The 21453-nt window shown below is 51.0% G+C and carries 15 protein-coding genes and 2 pseudogenes; 10 read left to right on the top strand and 7 right to left on the bottom strand.

What is annotated here, in order from left to right; genetic code table 11:
- The first annotated feature begins 78 nt into the window (after positions 1-78).
- Positions 79-621: a YfaZ family outer membrane protein gene (locus tag HA49_RS16190; RefSeq protein WP_038023765.1), complete on the top strand. Its 543-nt coding sequence runs from the start codon at positions 79-81 to the stop codon at positions 619-621.
- A 38-nt stretch (positions 622-659) separates the two neighbouring features.
- Here HA49_RS16190 and HA49_RS16185 read toward each other — a convergent pair whose 3' ends face one another.
- From HA49_RS16185 to acs, 3 genes and pseudogenes are all read right to left on the bottom strand, one after another.
- The gene (locus HA49_RS16185) at positions 660-2312 is read right to left on the bottom strand and encodes a cation acetate symporter (protein ID WP_038023763.1); all 1653 of its coding nucleotides are present in this window, start codon (positions 2310-2312) and stop codon (positions 660-662) included.
- On the bottom strand, positions 2309-2620 hold the full coding sequence (locus HA49_RS16180) for a DUF485 domain-containing protein (protein WP_038023761.1): 312 nt from the start codon (positions 2618-2620) through the stop codon (positions 2309-2311). Before HA49_RS16180 ends, HA49_RS16185 begins: the two co-directional genes overlap by 4 nt.
- Positions 2621-2816: 196 nt before the next feature.
- A pseudogene (gene acs / locus HA49_RS16175) lies at positions 2817-4772 on the bottom strand (acetate--CoA ligase).
- Between the two features lie 516 nt (positions 4773-5288).
- Here acs and gltP point away from each other — a divergent pair.
- From gltP to yncE, 3 genes and pseudogenes are all read left to right on the top strand, one after another.
- Positions 5289-6596 carry a glutamate/aspartate:proton symporter GltP gene (gene gltP, locus HA49_RS16170; protein WP_038023758.1) on the top strand — a complete coding sequence of 436 codons (1308 nt, stop codon included), beginning with the start codon at positions 5289-5291 and terminating at the stop codon, positions 6594-6596.
- Between the two features lie 148 nt (positions 6597-6744).
- Positions 6745-7656, top strand: coding sequence for an N-acetylmuramic acid 6-phosphate etherase (murQ, locus tag HA49_RS16165; protein WP_038023755.1), 912 nt, complete (start codon positions 6745-6747; stop codon positions 7654-7656).
- A gap of 224 nt (positions 7657-7880) precedes the next feature.
- Positions 7881-8923, top strand: a pseudogene (gene yncE, locus HA49_RS16160) (7-bladed beta-propeller protein YncE).
- A gap of 142 nt (positions 8924-9065) precedes the next feature.
- Here yncE and HA49_RS16155 read toward each other — a convergent pair.
- Both HA49_RS16155 and sbmA read right to left on the bottom strand, forming a co-directional pair.
- Positions 9066-9983 (bottom strand): ParB/Srx family N-terminal domain-containing protein, encoded by a 918-nt coding sequence (locus HA49_RS16155; RefSeq protein WP_038023750.1) that lies wholly within the window; start codon positions 9981-9983, stop codon positions 9066-9068.
- Positions 9984-10209: 226 nt separating this feature from the next.
- Positions 10210-11445, bottom strand: coding sequence for a peptide antibiotic transporter SbmA (gene sbmA, locus HA49_RS16150; protein WP_038023747.1), 1236 nt, complete (start codon positions 11443-11445; stop codon positions 10210-10212).
- A gap of 301 nt (positions 11446-11746) precedes the next feature.
- Between sbmA and HA49_RS16145 the strand changes: the two genes are divergently transcribed.
- Genes HA49_RS16145 through HA49_RS16135 form a run of 3 tightly spaced genes read left to right on the top strand, consistent with a single transcriptional unit; the run spans position 11747 to position 15606 of the window.
- On the top strand, positions 11747-12484 hold the full coding sequence (locus tag HA49_RS16145; RefSeq protein ID WP_038023744.1) for a gluconate 2-dehydrogenase subunit 3 family protein: 738 nt from the start codon (positions 11747-11749) through the stop codon (positions 12482-12484).
- A gap of 2 nt (positions 12485-12486) precedes the next feature.
- The gene (locus HA49_RS16140; RefSeq protein ID WP_038023741.1) at positions 12487-14271 is read left to right on the top strand and encodes a GMC family oxidoreductase; all 1785 of its coding nucleotides are present in this window, start codon (positions 12487-12489) and stop codon (positions 14269-14271) included.
- A gap of 12 nt (positions 14272-14283) precedes the next feature.
- The gene (locus tag HA49_RS16135) at positions 14284-15606 is read left to right on the top strand and encodes a c-type cytochrome (RefSeq protein ID WP_038023739.1); all 1323 of its coding nucleotides are present in this window, start codon (positions 14284-14286) and stop codon (positions 15604-15606) included.
- A gap of 53 nt (positions 15607-15659) precedes the next feature.
- On the opposite strand, the gene HA49_RS16130 is transcribed toward HA49_RS16135, so the two are convergent.
- Both HA49_RS16130 and HA49_RS16125 read right to left on the bottom strand, forming a co-directional pair.
- Positions 15660-17072 carry an MFS transporter gene (locus tag HA49_RS16130; RefSeq protein WP_038023736.1) on the bottom strand — a complete coding sequence of 471 codons (1413 nt, stop codon included), beginning with the start codon at positions 17070-17072 and terminating at the stop codon, positions 15660-15662.
- 236 nt (positions 17073-17308) lie between these two features.
- Positions 17309-18181, bottom strand: coding sequence for a nucleoside-specific channel-forming protein Tsx (locus HA49_RS16125; RefSeq protein ID WP_038023733.1), 873 nt, complete (start codon positions 18179-18181; stop codon positions 17309-17311).
- Positions 18182-18677: 496 nt separating this feature from the next.
- Between HA49_RS16125 and HA49_RS16120 the strand changes: the two genes are divergently transcribed.
- The 3 genes from HA49_RS16120 (at position 18678) to HA49_RS16110 (ending at position 21419) form a co-directional block, all read left to right on the top strand.
- Positions 18678-19160, top strand: a complete 483-nt coding sequence (locus HA49_RS16120) for an OsmC family protein (RefSeq protein WP_038023730.1) — start codon at positions 18678-18680, stop codon at positions 19158-19160.
- Positions 19161-19192: 32 nt separating this feature from the next.
- Complete coding sequence (locus HA49_RS16115; protein ID WP_038023728.1) at positions 19193-20089, top strand: LysR family transcriptional regulator; 897 nt, start codon at positions 19193-19195, stop codon at positions 20087-20089.
- Between the two features lie 115 nt (positions 20090-20204).
- On the top strand, positions 20205-21419 hold the full coding sequence (locus HA49_RS16110; protein ID WP_038023724.1) for an MFS transporter: 1215 nt from the start codon (positions 20205-20207) through the stop codon (positions 21417-21419).
- Positions 21420-21453 lie beyond the last annotated feature (34 nt).

Here is a 21453-nt window from a genome sequence, read left to right as displayed (position 1 = left end):
ACCTATAAACAGGTTGCCGCCCCTATTTTATGCTGTTCCAATATCGGGTGCGCGTTTTTATTAACCAGGAGTATTACAATGAAAAAAATTATCCTCGCTGCAGGAGTGGCAGGTTTACTGGCCAGTGGCATGGCTCAGGCAGTCGAAGGCAGTGTAGATGTTGGCAGACACAGCACCAACCTGAACCTTGGCCTGGGTACCGCATCCCCGGGACTGTTTGTTAAAGGTAACTGGCTGCGCAGTAATGATGACGGTAGTGTCACCGGTGCAGCACTGGGCTATAACCTGTCTGTGGGTCCGTTAAACTTCTCCCCGACAGCCAAAGCCCTGTTTACCCACCCTGAAAACAGTAAAGATGGCTTTGCTGTGGCCGTCGGTTCCGGTGTCAGCTATCAGCTGAATAACATGTGGGGCGTGTATGGTGAATATTATTACGCACCAAAATCGTTCTCTACACACCTGCAAAACTACCAGGAAGCTGCGGGGGGAATCAGTTTTTCACCGATCTCTATGCTAAACCTGCGGGCAGGTTATCAGTATGTTGAACTGAACAATAAAGGTGATAATAAAACTAACGTACTGGTTGATGGACCGTACGTTAGTGCCTCAGTAAACTTCTGAGTCTTCTCCCCCGCAGGCCAGCCTGCGGGGGAGTCGCTTTAGTGTGCCTTCCCCCTGTCTATCCCAATGCCGGTTTGTGACCGGATAAACTGCGCCGTGAAGCGTTCCCGCTCACTTCTGCCAGCCACTGAATGGTCGGTGACCGAAAACAGCCAGCAACAGACAAACGCAACCAGCATAGAAAACAGGGCCGGATATTCATAAGGATAAACGGGGTGTTCATGTCCCAGCACCTGTACCCAGATAGTCGGGCCAAGGATCATCAACACAATGGCGGTCAGTAATCCCAGCCAGCCCCCGGTCACCGCTCCGCGGGTAGTTAGCCCTCGCCAGTACATCGACAGCAAAATGATCGGGAAATTACAGCTGGCAGCAATGGAGAATGCCAGGCCGACCATAAAGGCGATATTCTGTTTTTCAAACAGAATACCGAGTGCGATCGCCACGATTCCCAGTACCAGCACCGTGATCCTCGATACCCGTAACTCCTGTTGTTCGCTGGCATTTCCATTGCGTAATACACTGGCATAGATATCATGCGAAACGGCAGAAGCCCCTGCGAGGGTGAGCCCGGCGACAACTGCCAGAATAGTGGCAAAGGCGACGGCGGAAATAAATCCGAGGAAGGTACTGCCACCCACAGCGTTCGCCAGATGCACCGCCGCCATATTGGTTCCGCCAGCCAGTGCGCCTGATGCATCTGTGAATTGCGGGTTCGCACTGACCAGTAAAATGGCGCCAAAGCCAATAATGAAGGTCAGGAAGTAGAAATACCCCATAAACCCTGTCGCCCAGAATACGCTCTTCCGGGCTTCTTTCGCATCGGCAACGGTGAAAAAACGCATCAGTATATGGGGCAGGCCTGCCGTCCCAAACATCAGTCCCAGCCCCAGGGAAAGTGCTGATATCGGGTCACTGACCAGCCCGCCGGGCCGCATGATCGCCGCACCTTTTGGATGTACCGCCATGGCCTGGCTAAACAGGCTGCTGAAACTGAATCCCGCTGCTTTCATCACCATCACCGCCATAAAGGTGGCACCGAACAGTAATAGTACTGCTTTGATAATCTGCACCCAGGTGGTTGCCAGCATGCCGCCGAACAGGACATACAACACCATCAGTATCCCGACCATGACGACGGCGACCGGATAGTTCAGGCCAAACAGCAGTTGAATGAGCTTCCCGGCTCCGACCATCTGAGCAATCAGATATAAGGCCACCACCACCAGTGAACCGCAGGCTGACAGGATACGGATAGGTTTTTGTTGTAACCGGTAGGAGGCTACATCGGCAAATGTGTAGCGACCCAGGTTTCTCAGCCGTTCGGCAATCAGAAACAGAATCATCGGCCAACCTACCAGGAAACCCAACGAGTAGATCAGTCCGTCGTACCCTGAGGTGTAAACCAGTGCCGAAATCCCGAGAAATGAGGCGGCAGACATAAAATCGCCTGCCATCGCCAGGCCGTTCTGAAATCCAGTGATATTCCCCCCGGCGGTATAGTAATCGCTGCGCGAGCGTGTCCTGCGTGAGGCCCACCAGGTAATTCCCAGGGTAAAAGCGACGAAGACCACAAACATGGCGATGGCCTGATAATTGATCGGCTGGCGGTGAACGTCACCAGTCAGAGCATCGGCGGCCAGTAATGACGGGGCATAGCACAGTAGTGCGAACAGGCTGATTTTTTTCATGATTCACACTCCCGGATAACCTGGCGGGTTAGGCGATCATATTCTCCGTTTGCGCGCCAGACATACAGTCCGGTCAGCAGGAAAGAGATCACGATGAGCCCCACACCGATAGGAATTCCCCGGGTCACGCTACTGGTGGCAGATAACGGGGTGCCCAGCCAGTCAGGGGCGAAAGCAATCAGCAAGATAAAACCAATGTAGAGCACCAGCATAATCAGGGATAGCAGAGTGGCGAAATGCTGTCTTTTCTTCACCAGTTCACGGAAGGCGGGGTTATCTGCAATTTTCTGACACAAGATATCGTTCATCGCTATGTCTCCGGAGGTAAAATAGTGTGCAGGTCTGTCTGTTTTATTATCCGGTGTGGCGTACCATGTGTGGCCGCTCACCGGTGATGGACTGCATTCATCAGAACGGGCATATCTTTGAAACGGAATACGGGGAACGCGGGGAGTGTGGGCTGAAAACAGGGGCAGAGAACCCACCCCTGATATTTTCAGGCGACTAAGGCATCTTTATCGACCGTTGTTCTTCGAGTAATTTTTCTACCACGCCAGGATCGGCCAGGGTGGAAGTATCTCCCAGCCCGGAGGTGTCTCCGCTGGCAATCTTCCGCAGGATACGGCGCATGATTTTGCCTGAACGGGTTTTAGGTAACATATCCGCCCAGTGCAATACATCCGGGGTAGCAATCGGACCGATTTCTTTACGCACCCACTGACGTACCTCGTTGTACAACTCCGGGGTCGGTTCTTCACCGGCATTCAGTGTGATGTAGGCATAGATAGCCTGTCCTTTGATGGCATGGGGAATACCTACCACGGCGGCTTCGGCGATTTTCGGATGTGAAACCAGTGCCGATTCGATTTCAGCGGTACCCAGACGGTGGCCGGATACATTCAGCACATCATCGACACGACCTGTTATCCAGTAGTCACCGTCTTCATCACGTCGTGCTCCGTCACCACTAAAGTAGCAGTTCTTAAAGGTCGAAAAGTAAGTCTGCTCAAAACGGGCATGATCGCCATACAGTGTTCGTGCCTGGCCAGGCCAGGAGTCGGTGATCACCAGGTTACCTTCGCAGGCGCCTTCCTGAACCAGGCCGTCATTATCCACTAAGGCAGGCTGAACACCAAAGAATGGGCGGGTTGCAGAGCCCGCTTTCAGTTCGGTGGCGCCCGGCAGTGGGGTTATCATAAAACCCCCCGTTTCGGTCTGCCACCAGGTATCGACGATAGGGCAGTGGCTGTTTCCGATATTCTGGTAATACCATTCCCAGGCTTCAGGGTTGATAGGTTCCCCCACGGATCCGAGGATGCGCAGGCTGGTGCGCTGTGTACCGGCAATCGCTTTATCGCCTTCTGCCATCAATGCGCGGATGGCGGTCGGAGCCGTGTATAAGATAGAGACCTGGTGTTTATCCACTACCTGAGACATTCTGGCCGGAGTTGGCCAGTTTGGAACGCCTTCGAAAATCAGGGTCGTCGCGCCACAGGCCAACGGTCCGTACAACAGGTAGCTGTGGCCGGTAATCCAGCCGACATCGGCAGTACACCAGTAGATATCTTCCGGATGATAATCAAATACATACTTAAATGTCGTGGCGGCATAAACCAGATAGCCGCCGGTGGTGTGCAGTACACCTTTAGGTTTACCGGTAGACCCGGAGGTATACAGGATAAATAACGGATCTTCGGCATTCATTGCCACCGGGGTATGTTCGTCAGCCGCTTCAGCCATCAAATCATGCCACCACAGATCTCGTCCCTCCTGCTAGCCAGGGAAGCCACCGGTTCTGCGGAACACAACGACATTTTTAATGCTGGTGACTTCAGGGTTTTTCAGTGCCTCATCGACATTTTTTTTCAGGGGAATAGCCCGTCCTGCACGGATACCTTCATCAGCGGTGATCACCAGTTTTGCGCCACAATCGATGATTCGTCCTGCGACGGCTTCCGGTGAGAAACCACCAAAAATCACCGTATGCACCGCGCCAATACGGGCACATGCCAGCATAGCGACGGCAGCTTCCGGCACCATAGGCATGTAGATTGCCACGACATCCCCTTTGCGGATGCCTAAATCTGTCAGCATATTGGCTGCACGGCATACCTGCTGGTGTAGTTCACGGTAGCTCAAACGGGTACTCTGGCTGGCGTCATCACCTTCCCAGATAATGGCCGTTTTATCGGCGTGAGTCGCCAGGTGACGATCGATACAGTTTGCTGCCAGGTTGAGGGTACCCTCCTCAAACCAGCGAATATTGATATTGCCCGGGGCAAATGACGTGTTTTTAACCTGCTGGTAAGGCGTTATCCAGTCGAGAATTTTTCCCTGTTCAGCCCAGAATGCCTCAGGGTTTTCTACCGAATTACGGTACATTTCTGTGTATTGCTGCGGGTTAATCAGGGCATTTTCAGCAATCCCTGCAGGAATCGGGTGCTTGTGAATCTGGCTCATGTCAGGCCTCCTCTGCTATTGTTAGTATTATGTGACTAAATGGTTAATTAAAGAGTGGTGGAAGGAATTTTTTGCTTTTGCGTTGCAGATCACGCGTCAGAGAAAAGTCATATTATCGGGGTGTTTTTTTCACTTTAGTGTAAATCACAGGTAAAAGCAGTAATTATAACTATTTCCTTTGGTTTGTTATCTGCTTCCACGGCCTGACGGTTGATTATCCACTCAGAACTGGCGACAGAATTCAGGATATTCTGATCTTATTAACTATTTCCATAACAATTAGTTATAACAGAAATCGCCCTGCGGTAAAGATTCGCGGAGTTAATTGTTGTTTTTATTCGTTATGGAATAAGGTTGCCATAACCTGCCCAAAAATGTTACTTATCTATCTCTTATGCAGGGTTTGGCAGCAATTCTCGTCGATTTGAGGTCTGTTTTTACCCGGTGTTTGTTCACTTCACCGAATAATTCTCTGTTGATGAGAAATGAAAGGGAAGTCTGACTAAGGAAACAAAAATGAAGAAAGGCATAAAGATTAGTCTTGCCTGGCAAATACTGATTGCGTTGATTTTGGGAATTGTTGTGGGTGCTGTCCTGCATAACCAGCCAGGTGACCGTGACTGGTTAATTATCAATATCCTGAAACCTGCCGGTGACATCTTTATTCATCTGATCAAGATGATTGTGGTCCCGATTGTTATCTCATCACTGATTGTCGGCATCGCCGGAGTGGGGGATGCTAAGAAGCTGGGGCGGATCGGTGTAAAAACCATCCTTTACTTCGAAATTATCACTACGATAGCCATTATTTTGGGGATCACATTAGCGAATGTGTTCCATCCGGGGACGGGTATCGATATGTCGACCCTGGCGACTACCGATATTTCTAAATATGAAGCGACGACCCAGCAGGTGCAGAATGGGCCGCACAGTCTGGTGACTACCATCTTATCGGTGATCCCGCAGAATATTTTTGTCTCGCTGGTGAACGGTGACATGCTGGCGATTATTTTCTTTTCGGTGATGTTCGGTATGGGGCTGTCAGCACTGCCTGCAGAGCACCGCGACCCGCTGATTACCCTGTTCCGTTCGGTCTCCGAAACCATGTTTAAAGTCACGCATATGATTATGCGCTACGCACCGGTCGGGGTGTTTGCGTTAATTGCCGTGACGGTTGCCACCTTTGGTTTTGCTTCACTGTTCCCGCTGGCGAAACTGGTCGGTCTGGTTTATGCCGCAATTCTGGTGTTTGCGCTGGTGATCTTCGGGATAGTGGCAAGAATCTGCGGATTACGGATTATGACCATTATCCGAATCCTGAAAGATGAGCTGATTCTGGCCTACTCAACGGCCAGTTCGGAAACCGTTTTGCCACGTATTATGGAAAAGATGGAGGCTTACGGCGCTCCGAAATCTATCACCAGTTTCGTCGTGCCTACCGGCTACTCGTTTAACCTCGACGGTTCTACCCTCTATCAGAGTATTGCGGCGATTTTTATTGCTCAGTTGTATGGCATTAATCTGTCACTCAGTGAAGAAATTATGCTGGTACTGACACTGATGGTGACCTCAAAAGGGATTGCCGGGGTACCCGGAGTCTCGTTTGTGGTACTGCTGGCGACTCTGGGAAGTGTCGGTATTCCACTGGAAGGTCTGGCATTTATTGCCGGGGTTGACCGTATTATGGATATGGCACGTACTGCCCTTAACGTCGTCGGTAATGCTCTGGCGGTACTGGTTGTGGCCCGCTGGGAAAAACAATTCGATACCGACAAAGCCCGCGATTACGAACAGAAAATGAAGGCGCATTTACTGGCTGATTAACCTGTGTGGTGCGGGGTCGTCTCTGACCCCGCATGCTTTGCTCCGCCATTCCTCTTCTGATGAAATTATTCCAGCCCGTCCTGCACTTTCCCCTCTGCGCGGCATGTTCTATGATGCAGCCTAACTTACCACAGAACAGGTAACGGATATGACGCTTGACCTGAATAAGATGATTACGGAAGGCCGTAATCCTGCCAGTGACACTATCGATCAACTGACAACAGAACAGATGCTGACGGTGATCAATCAGGAAGACCAGAAAGTCGCCCTGGCTGTGGAAGCTATTTTGCCGCAGATTGCCAGAGCGGTGGATGCCATTACTGCAGCCTTTGCCGCGGGAGGGCGGTTGATTTACTGTGGCGCCGGAACTTCCGGGCGGCTGGGAATTCTGGATGCCAGTGAGTGCCCGCCAACCTTCGGTTCCCCGCCTGAACAGGTGCAAGGGCTGATTGCGGGTGGACACCGCGCGATTCTTCAGGCGGTAGAAAACGCCGAAGATAATTGTCAGCAGGGCGCAATCGATTTGCAGAATGTGGATTTCAGTGCCGGGGATATCCTGGTCGGGATTGCCGCCAGTGGACGTACCCCTTATGTGCTGGGGGCGATGGAATATGCTGAGCAATGCGGGGCGGTGGTGATTGCGCTTAGCTGCAATCCGCAGGGGGAAATGGCGGCCAAAGCGGCCATCGCATTGACGCCTGTGGTAGGACCCGAGGTGATCACGGGGTCTTCACGTCTGAAAGCCGGCACTGCACAAAAGATGGTACTGAATATGCTGACCACGGGAGCGATGATCCGTAGCGGCAAGGTTTTTGGCAATCTGATGGTCGATGTCGAAGCCACAAATCATAAACTGGTGAAGCGACAGATTAATATTGTGATGCAGGCCACTGACTGTGATGCAGCCACGGCTGAACAGGCACTGAATGCCTGTCACGGACACTGTAAAACTGCCATCGTGATGTTGCTGGCAGATCTGGATGCCGTTCAGGCGACAGCCCTGTTAGAGCAACATCGCGGGTTTATTCGTCAGGCACTTGCCGCTTCAGTAAATCACTAAGCAGCTTCTTCACAGAGTTTCTCCTGATAACACGGAGTCAGTGCTTACTGACTCCGTGTTATCAGGGTGAGGTTTGATAAAATACTATCCATTTTAGATGTAAATGATTATTCTTATCATATGGAAACTCATTTTACTTTCCTCTCAGGTTATTGCATCACGAATCTTTGATTCGTCGATATTTACGGTTATGTGCAGTTTCTTACTCTGGAGAAGTCACCTAAATGCTTAGTTCTCATTCTGCTTTTTTCCGTCCACTGGTACTGGTTACCGCGCTGTTTTCTGCCCAGACCTTTGCTGCTGAAGCTACGGCTATTCATCAGCCGGTAGGCAGTGGTTTATATGAACTGGCGTACAGCCAGCCGGATAATGCCTTATTTGTCGCCAGCTCCCAGGGCCGGGATGACAAAGGCGGGGTGGTGTATCAGCTGGACCCGAAAGATTTGCATACCGTGCAGGCACTGAAAAACCAGTACAAACCTTTCGGTATCGCCCTGGATGCTCAGAATAACGTGTTGTTCCTGGGGAACAGCCGTGAAAATGCCATCACCTCGATGAATGCCAAAACCGGTGCTGAAATTAAACACCTGGTACTGGATAGCCGTCAGCGCAGTGAAACCGTTCGCCCGTTGGCAGTTCGTGAAATTGTGTTTGATGCGGCTAGTCAGCGTCTGTATGTTCCGGGGGTCGGGGGGACGGGGTTGTCTGGGTGGTTGATGCGAAAAACCTGACTCTGCTAAATACTATTGAGCATACCGGGAAAATTGCTACAGGCATCGCGCTCGACAGCGATAACCATACTCTGTACATCTCTAACGGTGATGGCGAGTTGTTGGTGATCAACACCCATACCAATGCCATCGAAAAACGGGTTAAGCTGGTCGAAAACGGTGACAGTGCATTGCTGAATATCACGCTGGATAAAGCAGGGCACCGGCTGTTTATTTCTGACTTCAAACAGGCCGGAGTACTGGTGGTGGATACACGTACAGACAAACTGATTCATACTGTCGACGTACCTGAATCACTGTCGGTATTATTTAATCCTTCCCGTGACGAGTTATATGTCACTCACCGGAAGGCCGGTACTGTCAGTATTGTTAATGCCAAAGATTATTCGGTGAAACAGACCATCAAAGCTCCGGGGCTGCCAAACAGTCTGGCGCTGTCCGCGGATGGTAAAACTCTGTTTGTTTCGGTGAAACAACCGGCGACACGTCAGAAGCCTGCCACTGCACCGGATGAAGTGATGCGTATTAGTCTGTAACCGAAAACGGGCTGATGAGACGACAAGGAAAGAAGTAAGATTCAGCCAATGGTACTGCATTCCCCGGCTGAAGGGGAATGCAGAGGGAGCGTCCCTGCTCCCTTGCCTGCTCAGGCGCTTCAGAGTTGACTCTGAATGCGGTTTAAGATTTAGTGACCGCCGAACTAAACAGCACCGACAGTTTCCCGCCAGGTTGGCTCAGTTTATCCAGTTTTTTCTGGTTTACCTTATCCAGTTTACCCAACTGATCCAGCGTAGGTGATGAGGCATCGCTGGTGGTATGCTGGCTGCCATCTGCGGCAACCATCGCTTTCGCTGCCCGGGCAAGATAGGCGGCATACCCTGCCTTGGTGGTTAATTCATCCTGGCTGGCAGGCTGATGATGACGCAACCAGTCGCCTAAATAGAACTCCAGAAATGGCGGTGCATCCTTCGGTTTCTGATAAGAGACGGACCGCAGGAAATAAAGCACAGACCGATAGGTATCATTCGCCATAAATTTCATTCCGACCTGCGCCGGCAGATTCGCCGGAGTCACCGCGTTGCCTGCCGGATCTTTCAGCCAGGTCAGGTTATGTTGCTGCATCCAGGTCCAGAAGGCCGCCATGTCTGGCAGCGAGCTCAGATCATTGGTGATCCGCACACTGTAGGTGAAGTCCTGGTCCCGGGCGATATCACGGTAAACACTGACCGTATGGTGGCCATCAGTCAGATAAACCTGATGATTCGGGGCAATAACCGCACTTTTTATCGCCTCCGGGTAAGTCCCGTAGGCTGACTGGCAGGTAAAACTCGCAGGTTGGGTGATTCGCGACTGGCTATCGTAATGGCTGGCTTTACCGGCCCCATTTTCTTCGCAGAAACTGTCAAATAACTCACCTGGGTTAGCCTGGTATTTCGCCACCTTATAAAGAATCTCATCATACCCTACCGCCGGCTGGGTAGGATGGATCTGGCTGACGAGGAGTTGTTTGATGCTGGCCGTGTCCGCAGCCATACAGTGTGCTGATACTACGCCGGTCAGCAGTAGCATCAGGCAGGATAATCCGGTTTTTTTCATTTTTAGGTTCCATTCTTAATCAATTCGTCTCTGCAAACGTTCACTGGTGGTACAAGCAAGGTGACCGCAATACTTCAGCAGATGCAGTCACTATACCCATGAAATTCCCTGACCATCGTGAATATTAGCGGGGTATTGTGCACCTGCTTTATGAATTAAAAATGAATGCGTCTGCCAGAAGGGGAGACAGGCCTCTGCATAACGCAGAAACCTGTCGGTGTGCCTGTTAATCTGCCGCGTCGTGCATCATTTCGTCATGAGGTTTATCCTGCAGGATTTGCTCAAAACTTCTCAGACGTTTATAGATAGACATCAGTTCAACCAGCGTTGACCAGGAAGTGATCAGATACTGGAAGGAAGAGCGGACCTGCTCAAACACATTCGATACCTGGTTCATTATTCCCAGTGTAATGGTTCCGGCAACAATTGACGGGAACAGAACGAACAGACCAAATACGTTATCAACCTGCAGATAGAGGATGCGGGTAATGTTGAAATACAGGTAGTGGAAATAGAGCCGGAAGTAGTTGTATCTGACCCGGCTAAACAGGTCATGAACCGTCGCCGGAGAGGCTCGTTCAGCATCATCTTCGCCGTAAACCAGCTCTTTACGATACGCGGCCTCAACCCGTTGATTACGAAACTCCAGACCCGGTAATTTAATCCCGACCAGCGCCAGTAATGCCGTACCAAACAGTGACCACAGCAACGCGATAATCACCAATGCATACGGAATATTACCGACAATCGGCACATCTTTAACATAATGAGACAGGGAGACCAGCACCGGCAGGAAGGCTATCAGCGTCATAATCGCCTGAATAAAGCTGACCCCCCAGTCTTCCAGGGTACTGGCAAAACGCATGGTGTCTTCCTGAACCCGCTGTGCCGCACCTTCTACCTGACGCAGACGCTGCCAGTTGGCCATGTAGTAGTTGTTCATGGCGGTACGCCAGCGGAACACCCAGTGGCTGATAAAGAAGGAGTTCATCACCCCAATCACCACCGCCACCAGTGCTATGCCCAGGAAAGCAATCACCTCCGAATAGAATACGGTGATTGGCACTGAACCGGCTTTAGTCAGGGCTTTTTGAATCAAATCACCAAAGGGGCCGTACCAGGCGTTGATAGCCACTCCGACCTGCACATTGAACCAGGAGGTGAAAATGATCAGTGCAGAGCCCCAGACTGACCATAACTGCCAGGGATGGTTATCAATCACCCGCCAGCACAGAGCAAACAGTGCCGTCGCTATCCAGAAATAGAGATAAAACCAGACCTGTGACAGATGAATAAACCGGGATACGGTCGTTGGCAGCGGGCTACTGGCCGCTTTGGCTAATGCCGGAATCCTCTCGAGCGCATGCTCCCCGAAAAAGAACCAGACCAGGATGGTCACCAGGCTCCAGATGGCGGCGCTGGCGAAAAACAGCCCCGGGCGTGGAAAAAAACTTTTAAACATAGCAACTCCGTTAAATAGTCACATCCTGTTATAGCGTTAAAGCCTGTTAACTGTCTGTTGAAGGATGTTTCTGACAGTGACAAACCCTGAGTGTTGCCCGCTGCTTCTCCTGCAGCCTGGGTGAAATTGTTAATAAAAATGGCGATTGATGTTTTTTTCTACTGAACCTTTGTGATAACAGGTGTAGAATAAAATGAATTGTTACCGGTAACACCTGCTTGTTACTTATCCGGGAACAAAATAAACATCTTATAAAGTTTAACATTTCATGCTGCATTATATGCGGTACTGAGGCAATGTCATGTCAGAACAGATCAAAGGGCAGTCTCGCAGGGATTTTTTACTAAAAACGATCACTTTAGCTCCTGCAATGGCTGTCGGAAGCACTGCTATTGGTTCACTTGCACTTAGCCCGGCAGCTCAGGCTGCCGGTACTCAATCCAACGGCCCACAAAAGGCCCGTGACTACCAGCCTGCCTGGTTCACCAAAGAAGAGTTTGCGTTTATCAGCGCGGCTGTGGCCAGATTAATTCCTGCGGACTCCCGCGGGCCAGGCGCACTGGAAGCCGGTGTGCCTGAATATATCGACCGGCAAATGGATACGCCTTATGCCACTGGTTCAAACTGGTATATGCAGGGGCCATTTGCTCCGGATACTCCGAAAGAACTGGGTTATCAGTTGCCGCTGGTACCAAGACAAATTTACCGGCTGGGCCTGGAAGACGCCGACAATTACTGTAAACAGCAATACGGTCATGTGTTTGCTGAGCTGAGCGACGATCAGCAGATCTCTGCGCTGAAAGCCTTTGAATCTGGTCAGGCGAAATTTACCCGGCTTCCTGCCACCCTGTTTTTTTCATATTTATTGCAGAACACCCGCGAAGGTTTCTTCAGCGATCCCATTCACGGCGGTAACCAGGGAATGACTGGCTGGAAACTGATTGGTTTCCCTGGTGCCCGGGCTGACTTTATGGACTGGGTCGAACGTGGTGAACATTATCCATTCCCACCGGTATCAATTCGCGGAGAAAGGGCATAAAAATGGCCAGTGTAATGAAAAAAACAGATGCTGTGATTGTAGGTTTCGGCTGGGCCGGGGCGATTATGGCAAAAGAACTGACAGAAGCCGGATTGAATGTTGTCGCACTGGAGCGTGGCCCACAGCGTGATACTTATCCGGACGGCGCTTACCCGCAGTCTATTGATGAGTTGACTTACAACATCCGTAAGAAGCTGTTCCAGGATTTATCGAAAAGCACGGTCACTGTTCGCCACAATCCATCACAGACTGCCGTACCCTATCGTCAGTTAAATGCGTTCCTGCCTGGAACCGGTACCGGTGGTGCCGGACTGCACTGGTCCGGGGTTCATTTTCGGGTTGACCCGGCTGAACTTCGGCTGCGTAGCCATTATGAAGAGCGTTATGGTAAAGACTTTATCCCGGAGGGGATGACCATCCAGGATTTTGGTGTCAGTTACGATGAACTGGAGCCGTTCTTTGACCAGGCCGAAAAAGTTTTTGGGACTTCCGGAACGGCCTGGACGGTAAAAGGTAAGCTGGTTGGAAAGGGCAAAGGAGGGAACCCGTTTGCCCCTGATCGCTCCAGCGACTTTCCTCTGAAGGCACAAAAACGGACTTATTCGGCACAATTGTTCGCCGAAGCGGCGGAGTCTGTAGGCTATCACCCGTATGATATGCCATCCGCGAATACCTCAGGTCCTTACACCAATACTTATGGCGCTCAGATGGGGCCGTGTAATTTCTGCGGATATTGCAGTGGTTACGCCTGCTATATGTATTCAAAGGCCTCGCCGAACGTCAATATACTGCCGGCTTTACGTCAGGAACCTAAATTCGAATTACGTAATGATTCCTATGTGCTGCGGGTCAATCTGACCGACGATAAAAAACGCGCGACCGGGGTCACCTACGTCGATGCCAGTGGACGCGAGTTTGAACAGCCCGCTGATCTGGTCATTTTGTCTGCGTTCCAGTTTCACAATGTCCATCTGATGCTGCTTTCAGGCATCGGTAAACCCTATAACCCGGTGACCAACGAAGGGGTGGTAGGGCGTAACTTTGCTTATCAGAATATCTCTACTTTGAAAGCCTTGTTTGACAAAAATATTACCACTAATCCGTTTATCGGGGCCGGTGGCGCGGGTGTTGGGGTGGATGACTTTAACGCCGATAACTTCGACCATGGTCCATACGGTTTTGTCGGGGGATCGCCGTTATGGGTAAACCAGGCGGGGGTTAAACCTATCTCCGGGCTGCCGGTACCCACCGGGACACCGGCCTGGGGCAGTGAATGGAAAGCTGCCGTTGCTGATACCTATACGCATCATGTCTCGATGGATGCGCATGGCGCCCACCAGTCTTACCGTACCAACTATCTTGACCTGGATCCGAACTATAAGGATGTCCACGGACAACCCTTGCTGCGCATGACTTTTGACTGGCAAGAGAATGACATCAAAATGTCGCAGTTTATGGTGTCGAAAATGCACAACATTGCACAGGCCATGAATCCGAAAATGATTATGGGGGGGCCTAAGACTCCGGGTACGCATTTTGATACCACGGTGTATCAGACGACCCATATGAATGGTGGTGCCATCATGGGTGAGGATCCGAAAACCAGTGCTATCAACCGCTATCTGCAAAGTTGGGATGTGTCGAACGTGTTTGTACCCGGGGCTTCTGCGTTCCCGCAGGGGTTAGGTTATAACCCGACCGGGATGGTGGCAGCACTGACCTATTGGTCAGCCAAAACCATCCGGGAAGTTTACCTGAAAAATCCGGGTCCGTTGGTACAGGCATAAGAGGCACAGAAAATGAAAAAGAGCATTTTAGCGCTGGTGTTGGGTTCACTGGCTTTTTCTGCCATGGCCGAAGATAACAGTGGGCAGGATTTGGTAAAACGGGGCGAGTATCTGGCGCGGGCGGGTGACTGTGTTGCCTGTCATACCAGCGAAGGCGGTCAGCCTTTTGCCGGCGGATTACCGATGGCAACGCCTATCGGCAAGATTTATTCGACCAATATTACTCCCGATAAGACTTACGGTATCGGCGATTATACCTATGACGATTTTCAGAAAGCAGTACGTCATGGTGTGGCGAAAAATGGTGAGACATTATATCCGGCCATGCCTTATCCGTCGTATGCAGTCGTCAGTGATGACGATATGCATGCCCTTTACGCCTACTTTATGCAGGGTGTAAAACCTGTCAGTCAACCTAATCACGCGACAGATATCCCCTGGCCGCTCTCTATGCGTTGGCCACTGGCAATATGGCGGGGCATGTTTGCTCCGGAGGTAAAACCAGCCACGGCACAGCCAGGAGAAGATCCGGTGCTGGCGCGAGGGCGTTATCTGGTTGAAGGGTTAGGCCACTGTGGTGCCTGCCATACCCCCCGTAGCATCACCATGCAGGAAAAGGCGCTGAACAATAGCGAAGGTACAGATTATCTTTCTGGCAGCAGTGCGCCCATTGATGGCTGGACTGCCACTAATCTGCGTGGCGACGATCGTGATGGTCTGGGCCGCTGGTCGACCAGCGACATTGCTCAGTTCCTGCGCTATGGACGAAATGATCATACCGCCGTGTTTGGCGGCATGACCGATGTGGTTCAGCATAGCCTGCAATATCTGAGTGATGACGATATTAATGCGATAGCCCGCTATCTCAAGTCGCTGTCACCGCGTGATAGCCAGCAGAAGGTATTTAAGGCAGATGATTCTGTCTCGCAGGCCCTGTGGAAGGGTAACGATCAACAAACCGGGGCTGCGGAGTATGTTGACAGCTGTGCTGCCTGCCATAAAACCGATGGCAGCGGATATACTCGTTTCTTCCCGGCGCTGAAAGGCAACCCGGTCGTGCTGGCTGAGGATCCTACCTCACTTATCCATATTGTACTGACGGGAGATACGTTACCCGGAGTCCAGGGGGCGCCATCAGCGGTTACCATGCCGGCATTTGGCTGGCGGCTTAACGATCAGCAGGTGGCAAATGTCGTGAACTTCATCCGTAGTAGCTGGGGAAATACCAGCTCCTCGACGGTATCGGCTGACCAGGTCGCGAAGCTGAGAAAATCAGAGGATGTACAGGGAAAAATGGGGGCTGAGTCAGTAGAGAAATTGCCTAAGCAGCCTTAACCGTCAGGTCCGGCTCTCCGTCACAGGGAATATGTGGAGAGCCGGCCAACAAATTAAATATTTTCGAGATTCAGACCGCGGGTTTTCGGACCATAAATGCCCACCGACAGCATCACTATCAGCATACTCAGGACGATAAAGATAATCACCCCCTGGCTGCCGGCATACTGAAGTATCAGCCCAATCATAATGCTGCTAAACACCGTCGATAACCGGCTGAAGGAATAACAGAATCCTACTGCCCGGGCACGGATGTGTGTCGGGAAAATCTCGGTCTGATAAGCATGGTAACTGTAGGTCAGCCAGGCGTTGGAATAGGTCACCAGGAAACCACAGACGATTAACAGCAGCGGCTGAGTCACCAGCGCGAATAACGTCCCAAATACCACTGTCATCAGACAGGCCAGCACAATCTGCCATTTATTTTCGATTTTATCGGCGTAGCGGCTGCAAATCAGCGAACCCAGCGGGTAGGCCAGAGTAATGAAAAATGCATACAGCAGGCTGTGGGTCAGGGTGGTTCCCTTACCGGACAGCAACGCTGGCAACCAGTTGCCAAAGCCAAAGAAACCAATCGCCTGGAAGAAGTTCATCACCACCAGCATCAGCGTTCTTTTCCGCCATTCCGGCGCCCATATTTCGCTGAATTTCCCTTTACGCGGAGTGGCCGTTAAATCTGCCTGTGGCAGTTGCTCCACAGAGGGAGGTGTCACCCCACAACGTATTTCCATGGCGCTAAGCACCTGGTGAGCTTCCTGATGGCGGCCCTGTTGTGCCAGCCAGCGAGCCGATTCCGGCAGATTGCGGCGAATACTCCAGATCACTAACGAGCAGACCGCCCCGGCAATAATCACCCAGCGCCAGCCTTCCAGATTCAGCAGTGTTTGCGGAATCAGCCACCACGACATCAGCGCCACGGCCGGTACCGACAGAAACTGAATAAAAAAGGAGAAGGCAAACGCCCGGCTGCGTAAATGTGCCGGCATCCATTCGGCCAGATAGGTATCAATAGTGACCAGTTCCACTCCCAGACCAATCCCGACCAGAAAGCGGCACAAAATAATGCCTTCCGCACTGTTCTGAAAGGCCATCACTAATGAAAAGATCCCGTACCAGGCGAGGGCACACATAAAGCTGAAGCGACGGCCGAATTTATCGGCATATTTCGCCAGCAAACTGGCGCCGACAAATAACCCCAGAAAAGTGACTGAAGCGAACGCAGCCTGATCAGATATTCCGAAAACGCCATCCTTTCCCAGATGAAATATCTTTTCAGAGAGTAAACCTGAACTAATATATCCCGTTTCGAATAAATCATAGAGTTCAAAAAAACCGCCCAGTGCCAGAAGAGAAATAAAACGCCACAGACTTTTGCTGGAGGGTAATGCATCGATGCGGGCAGCGATGGTGTAATTATTAATTTGCGGAACAGCAGAATATCCTGCCGTGGTACAGGTAGATGACATAACGAACTTAACCTCGGGATCACTGTATTTGCAATGCTGCGAATCACATTATTAGTATCGGATATCAGGGGTGATCAGCAGTGAACAAACAGCAGAATAGTCGAAGAAAAGAAAAAAGACGAGATTAAATATGATTAATTAGCGGGGGATATCAGGTTTTTTATTCCTGCAGAAAAAAGATTTCCTGCAGGAATAACAAGGCTAATTACATTCGCGGTGTGGCAGCGAGGTGTTTATCAGAAACTATAACCGACAACGGCATAATATCCCCAGCCGGTGGCCCGGGTGTTGAAATCGCCGCTGCCAAAGTTAAGTTTGGTACCTTCTGACCATTGGCCGCCGTTATGGAAATAACGAGCCACCAGAGAATAGTGCCAGTGATCATAGCTCAGTGAAAGAATATGGCTGGAGGCAATAGAGTTCCCGGAACGTGACGGACCTGCTTTCTCACGCAGGTCAGAATCCCAGTCAAAGTTGGTAAATCCGATATAACTTAAATTGCCGCCCCAAAGCGTGGTCAGAGGCAGGAAGTATTTAATTTTAAAGCGGTAGCCATCCCAGCTGTTTTCATTCGCCGCACCGTAGTTTTCCCACTGATATTTAGCGTAAACGTTTAACGACAATCCCAGTTTAGTGCCGGTATCGATATCCGTACCTAATCCCATATACCAGGTATTCTGTCGGTTGTCGTTATTCGGACCCATGTCATAAATATAGTTGTTGGCAAAATACCACTCTTTAAAGGGGCCGAATGCCAGGCTGGTCCCGGTCAGCTTATCTATAGAAAAACGGGGTTCAATTTCCATAAACAGAGGAGAACCAACTCCTTTGTCCCAGATCCCGTTATCGTTCCCGTTACCGATTCCAAAGAATTTTGGTACATCGACATAGCCATAGAAATCAAACCAGTCTTTATGGGCAAACGCTTCGTATTCGAGGTATAAATCATTATTCACTTTCGGTCCGAAGCGGGTGTGGTAACTGCCGACCACGTTAACGCTTTGGTGCCACCAGTCAGAAACATACTGCGGGGATGTATCTGCGGCATAAGACGAGCCCATGACTGAACCCGCTAAAACTGTTGCTACCATCATTAATTTATATTTCATTTTATATTGACCACTCGCTTTTTGTACTAATCTCGCCGTACGCTGACGGAGTAAATAACCACGCAGAAAAAGAAATCAAACCATAAAGATAGTTCCGGTCGTGCCGGTGCTCTGTCAGGCAGGATCATGCCTGATATCATACGCGAGTAATCATACATAATTCACATTTGACAAAAGTTGTTGCATTTTAAATCACTATTAATGTGATGATGATCACATTAATAGGCGAAGAATACGGAACTTTTCCTGCCGGTAGTCTGCCAGCTAAACTTGTGGGGGACAGTCGCTGACCAATGAAGATAATTTTCGGGCGCGGTTTTATCCGGAAAAAAGGGCCAGTTCCCCCTGCAGTTACGGGCCGGAACACATTCGTGTCTGCGTTATGACAGTGGTTAAGCAATAAGTAAGTGTTATGATTAAACCGCCATAATTGGCGGGTTCTGCCACAATAATCGCATTTTATCACCTGAAATCTTCAAACGGTTAGGAGCTACAGATGGCTGTCAGACAACATCATTATCAGGTCACCGTGACATGGACAGGGAACCGCGGGGAGGGAACTTCCTCCTATACTGCTTACGATCGCTCATCTGATTTACAGGCCACCGGCAGGGATCCCATTGCTTTGAGCGCAGACCCGGCGTTCCGTGGTGATGCTTCCCGCTGGAATCCGGAACAATTGCTACTGGCCTCTGCTTCTGCCTGCCATAAATTGTGGTATCTGCATGTTTGTGCTGATGCCGGAATTATTATTGACGAGTATCAGGATAACGCTGAGGGAACCATGGTTGAGGGCGTGCGCGGGCATTTTACCCGCATGACTCTGCGACCACAGATCCGCCTGCGTCATCCAGAAGATCAACCGCGTGCAGCAGATCTGCATCACAAGGCCCACGATGCTTGTTTTATTGCTAATTCACTGAATTTTCCGGTGGATATTGAACCCGTATTTTTACACGATAAGTTGTCAGTCGTTTGAGCTGAGACGGGCATCTAACAAGAGGATAGGTTGTGCAACAGGGTGAAAACTTATTAGCGATGTATATTTTCTCCCGTGTTGTGGAGCAACAAAGCTTTAGCCAGGCGGCTAAAATCCTCGGGATCTCTACGGCCACTGTCAGCCGGGAGATCGCGGCTCTGGAAACACGACTGGCCATGAAACTGCTGCATCGTACGACACGTAAAGTGACGGTAACCGAATGTGGTCAGCAGTACTATCGCTATTGTGAGCGAATCAGTGCGCAGCTGGAGAGTGCCGAAGATTTTATCCGGCAAATGCACAGCCAGCCGGGTGGTCAGGTCCGGCTGATGGCTCCGGTGACTTACGGCTGTCAGTGTATTGTGCCGGTATTACAGCCTTTTATGCAGCATCATATCCATGTGCGGATCGATCTGGATCTCAGTGACCGTGAGCCAGATATGGAGCGGGATGATATTGATGTGGCGATTGTGGTACGCCAGCGTCCACCGGAATATGAACGGTGCCGGCCGCTATCGGTCATCCATTGGGGATTGTATGCCAGCCGGGAGTATCTGGCGCAGAATCCGCCGGTCACCCGGCCGGAGCATCTTAACAGCCACCAGTTACTGACCTTTCATGGCTCAGCACACCAGGCGGCGCTCTCTTTTCAGCGTGAAAAAAAACGAGTCGGGATTAACGCCGTCAGCCGTTTTCGGGCAAATAACAGCATGGCATTGCTTACCGCCGCTTGTGCAGGTGCCGGGATTGCCTGTCTGCCCTCCTATATGGTGTCCCGGGCGCTAACGGACGGTGTTTTACAACCGGTATTGCCCGACTGGCAGTTACCCAGCTATCACAGTTATCTGCTGCTTAAACAGCCGGAACAACCCTCCTCGCCGGTAACCTGGTTGTGCGACATGCTGACCGGGAAACTCAGTCACAGTTGATTATTACGGTGTGGTAACAATCCGGAGCCAGCAGGTAAATATCCGTGCGGATATAGGGCTTTTTTCCGCTGACAGTTATTCTGTCATCTCCACAACAATCTACAGGTTAATTTCAATGACAGGATCTTCGGGTGAGGCGGCGGAACAGCACGTTTACTGGCGACGCAATCTTTGGGTATGTACTCTGGGTTCGTTCACCACTCTGATAGCAATGACACTGCTGCTACCGTTTTTGCCGCTTTACCTTCATTCCCTCGGTGTAGAAGAAGAAGCCAGCATTGCACACTGGTCAGCGGTGGCCTACGGTGCGACCTTTCTGACAGCGGCGCTGACGGCCCCGCTATGGGGCCGTCTGGCGGACAAATATGGTCGTAAACTGATGCTGATCCGTGCGAGTCTTGGAATGGCTGTCGCCATGTCACTGATGGGGATGGCAACGGCACCCTGGCAACTGGTGGCATTACGTTTACTGGCGGGATTACTGGGGGGCTATGCTTCCGGGTCGATGATTTTAGTGGCTTCACAAACGCCAAAGGAGAAAACCGGCTGGGCAGTCGGGATTCTTTCGTCAGGTGTCATGGCAGGCAATATTGCAGGACCCTTGGTTGGTGGCGTGTTACCCGGCTGGATAGGTATCCGTGCGACTTTTTTATTGACCGGTGCGATCATCTTTATCACTTTTCTCGCCACCTTATTCTTACTGAAAGAACAGCGCCAGCCACCCAAAAGAGCAACAGCCAGTGCTGTGGAAGAAACACCGGCGGCGATACCGTTACCTGTAAAGATTATGTGGGTATCTGGCATGTTACTGGTGTTCGCCAGTATGTCGGTTGAACCGATTATTACGCTGTATGTCGCCACGTTTACCTCATCGTTACAACATGCCACCCTGCTGGCCGGAATAGTGATGGCGGCGACTGCCCTCGGCAGTATTTTAGCGGCCCCGCGCATCGGCGCACTGGCCGACAGAGTTGGGCACTGGCGGGTTTTATCTTTCGGTCTGGTGGTCTGCGGGATCTTACTGATTCCGCAGGCGTTTGTGACCGCGGTCTGGCAGTTAGTGGTATTGCGTTTCTGTATGGGGCTGGCGTTGGGCGGTATGTTGCCCTGTATCACCGCAATTATCCGTCATCATGCTGGGGCCAATAATACGGGCCGGTTACTGGGATATTCAACTTCAGCACAATATATAGGTCAGGTGACCGGACCACTGTTTGGCGGGCTGGTGGCCGGTAAACTGGGTACTCCGGCAGTGTTTATTGGGACGGCGCTGGTGATGCTGGTGGCTGGAGCACTCAATATCAGCTGGCGCCTGAAAAATCAGAGTTGAGTAAAATCTGTCCGGCCGGGGCAGTTAACTGCCC

Origin of the sequence: Tatumella morbirosei, assembly GCF_000757425.2 — a bacterium.
GTDB classification, from domain to species: Bacteria; Pseudomonadota; Gammaproteobacteria; order Enterobacterales; family Enterobacteriaceae; genus Tatumella; species Tatumella morbirosei.
This window is presented reverse-complemented; position numbering and strand designations above follow the sequence as displayed.

Bases quoted from the DNA above. Each gene is read 5' to 3' on its own strand.
- HA49_RS16190 (WP_038023765.1), top strand. From the start codon at position 79: ATGAAAAAAATTATCCTCGCTGCAGGAGTGGCAGGTTTACTGGCCAGT.
- HA49_RS16185 (WP_038023763.1), bottom strand. From the start codon at position 2,312: ATGAAAAAAATCAGCCTGTTCGCACTACTGTGCTATGCCCCGTCATTA.
- HA49_RS16180 (WP_038023761.1), bottom strand. From the start codon at position 2,620: ATGAACGATATCTTGTGTCAGAAAATTGCAGATAACCCCGCCTTCCGT.
- gltP (WP_038023758.1), top strand. From the start codon at position 5,289: ATGAAGAAAGGCATAAAGATTAGTCTTGCCTGGCAAATACTGATTGCG.
- murQ (WP_038023755.1), top strand. From the start codon at position 6,745: ATGACGCTTGACCTGAATAAGATGATTACGGAAGGCCGTAATCCTGCC.
- HA49_RS16155 (WP_038023750.1), bottom strand. From the start codon at position 9,983: ATGAAAAAAACCGGATTATCCTGCCTGATGCTACTGCTGACCGGCGTA.
- sbmA (WP_038023747.1), bottom strand. From the start codon at position 11,445: ATGTTTAAAAGTTTTTTTCCACGCCCGGGGCTGTTTTTCGCCAGCGCC.
- HA49_RS16145 (WP_038023744.1), top strand. From the start codon at position 11,747: ATGTCAGAACAGATCAAAGGGCAGTCTCGCAGGGATTTTTTACTAAAA.
- HA49_RS16140 (WP_038023741.1), top strand. From the start codon at position 12,487: ATGGCCAGTGTAATGAAAAAAACAGATGCTGTGATTGTAGGTTTCGGC.
- HA49_RS16135 (WP_038023739.1), top strand. From the start codon at position 14,284: ATGAAAAAGAGCATTTTAGCGCTGGTGTTGGGTTCACTGGCTTTTTCT.
- HA49_RS16130 (WP_038023736.1), bottom strand. From the start codon at position 17,072: ATGTCATCTACCTGTACCACGGCAGGATATTCTGCTGTTCCGCAAATT.
- HA49_RS16125 (WP_038023733.1), bottom strand. From the start codon at position 18,181: ATGAAATATAAATTAATGATGGTAGCAACAGTTTTAGCGGGTTCAGTC.
- HA49_RS16120 (WP_038023730.1), top strand. From the start codon at position 18,678: ATGGCTGTCAGACAACATCATTATCAGGTCACCGTGACATGGACAGGG.
- HA49_RS16110 (WP_038023724.1), top strand. From the start codon at position 20,205: ATGACAGGATCTTCGGGTGAGGCGGCGGAACAGCACGTTTACTGGCGA.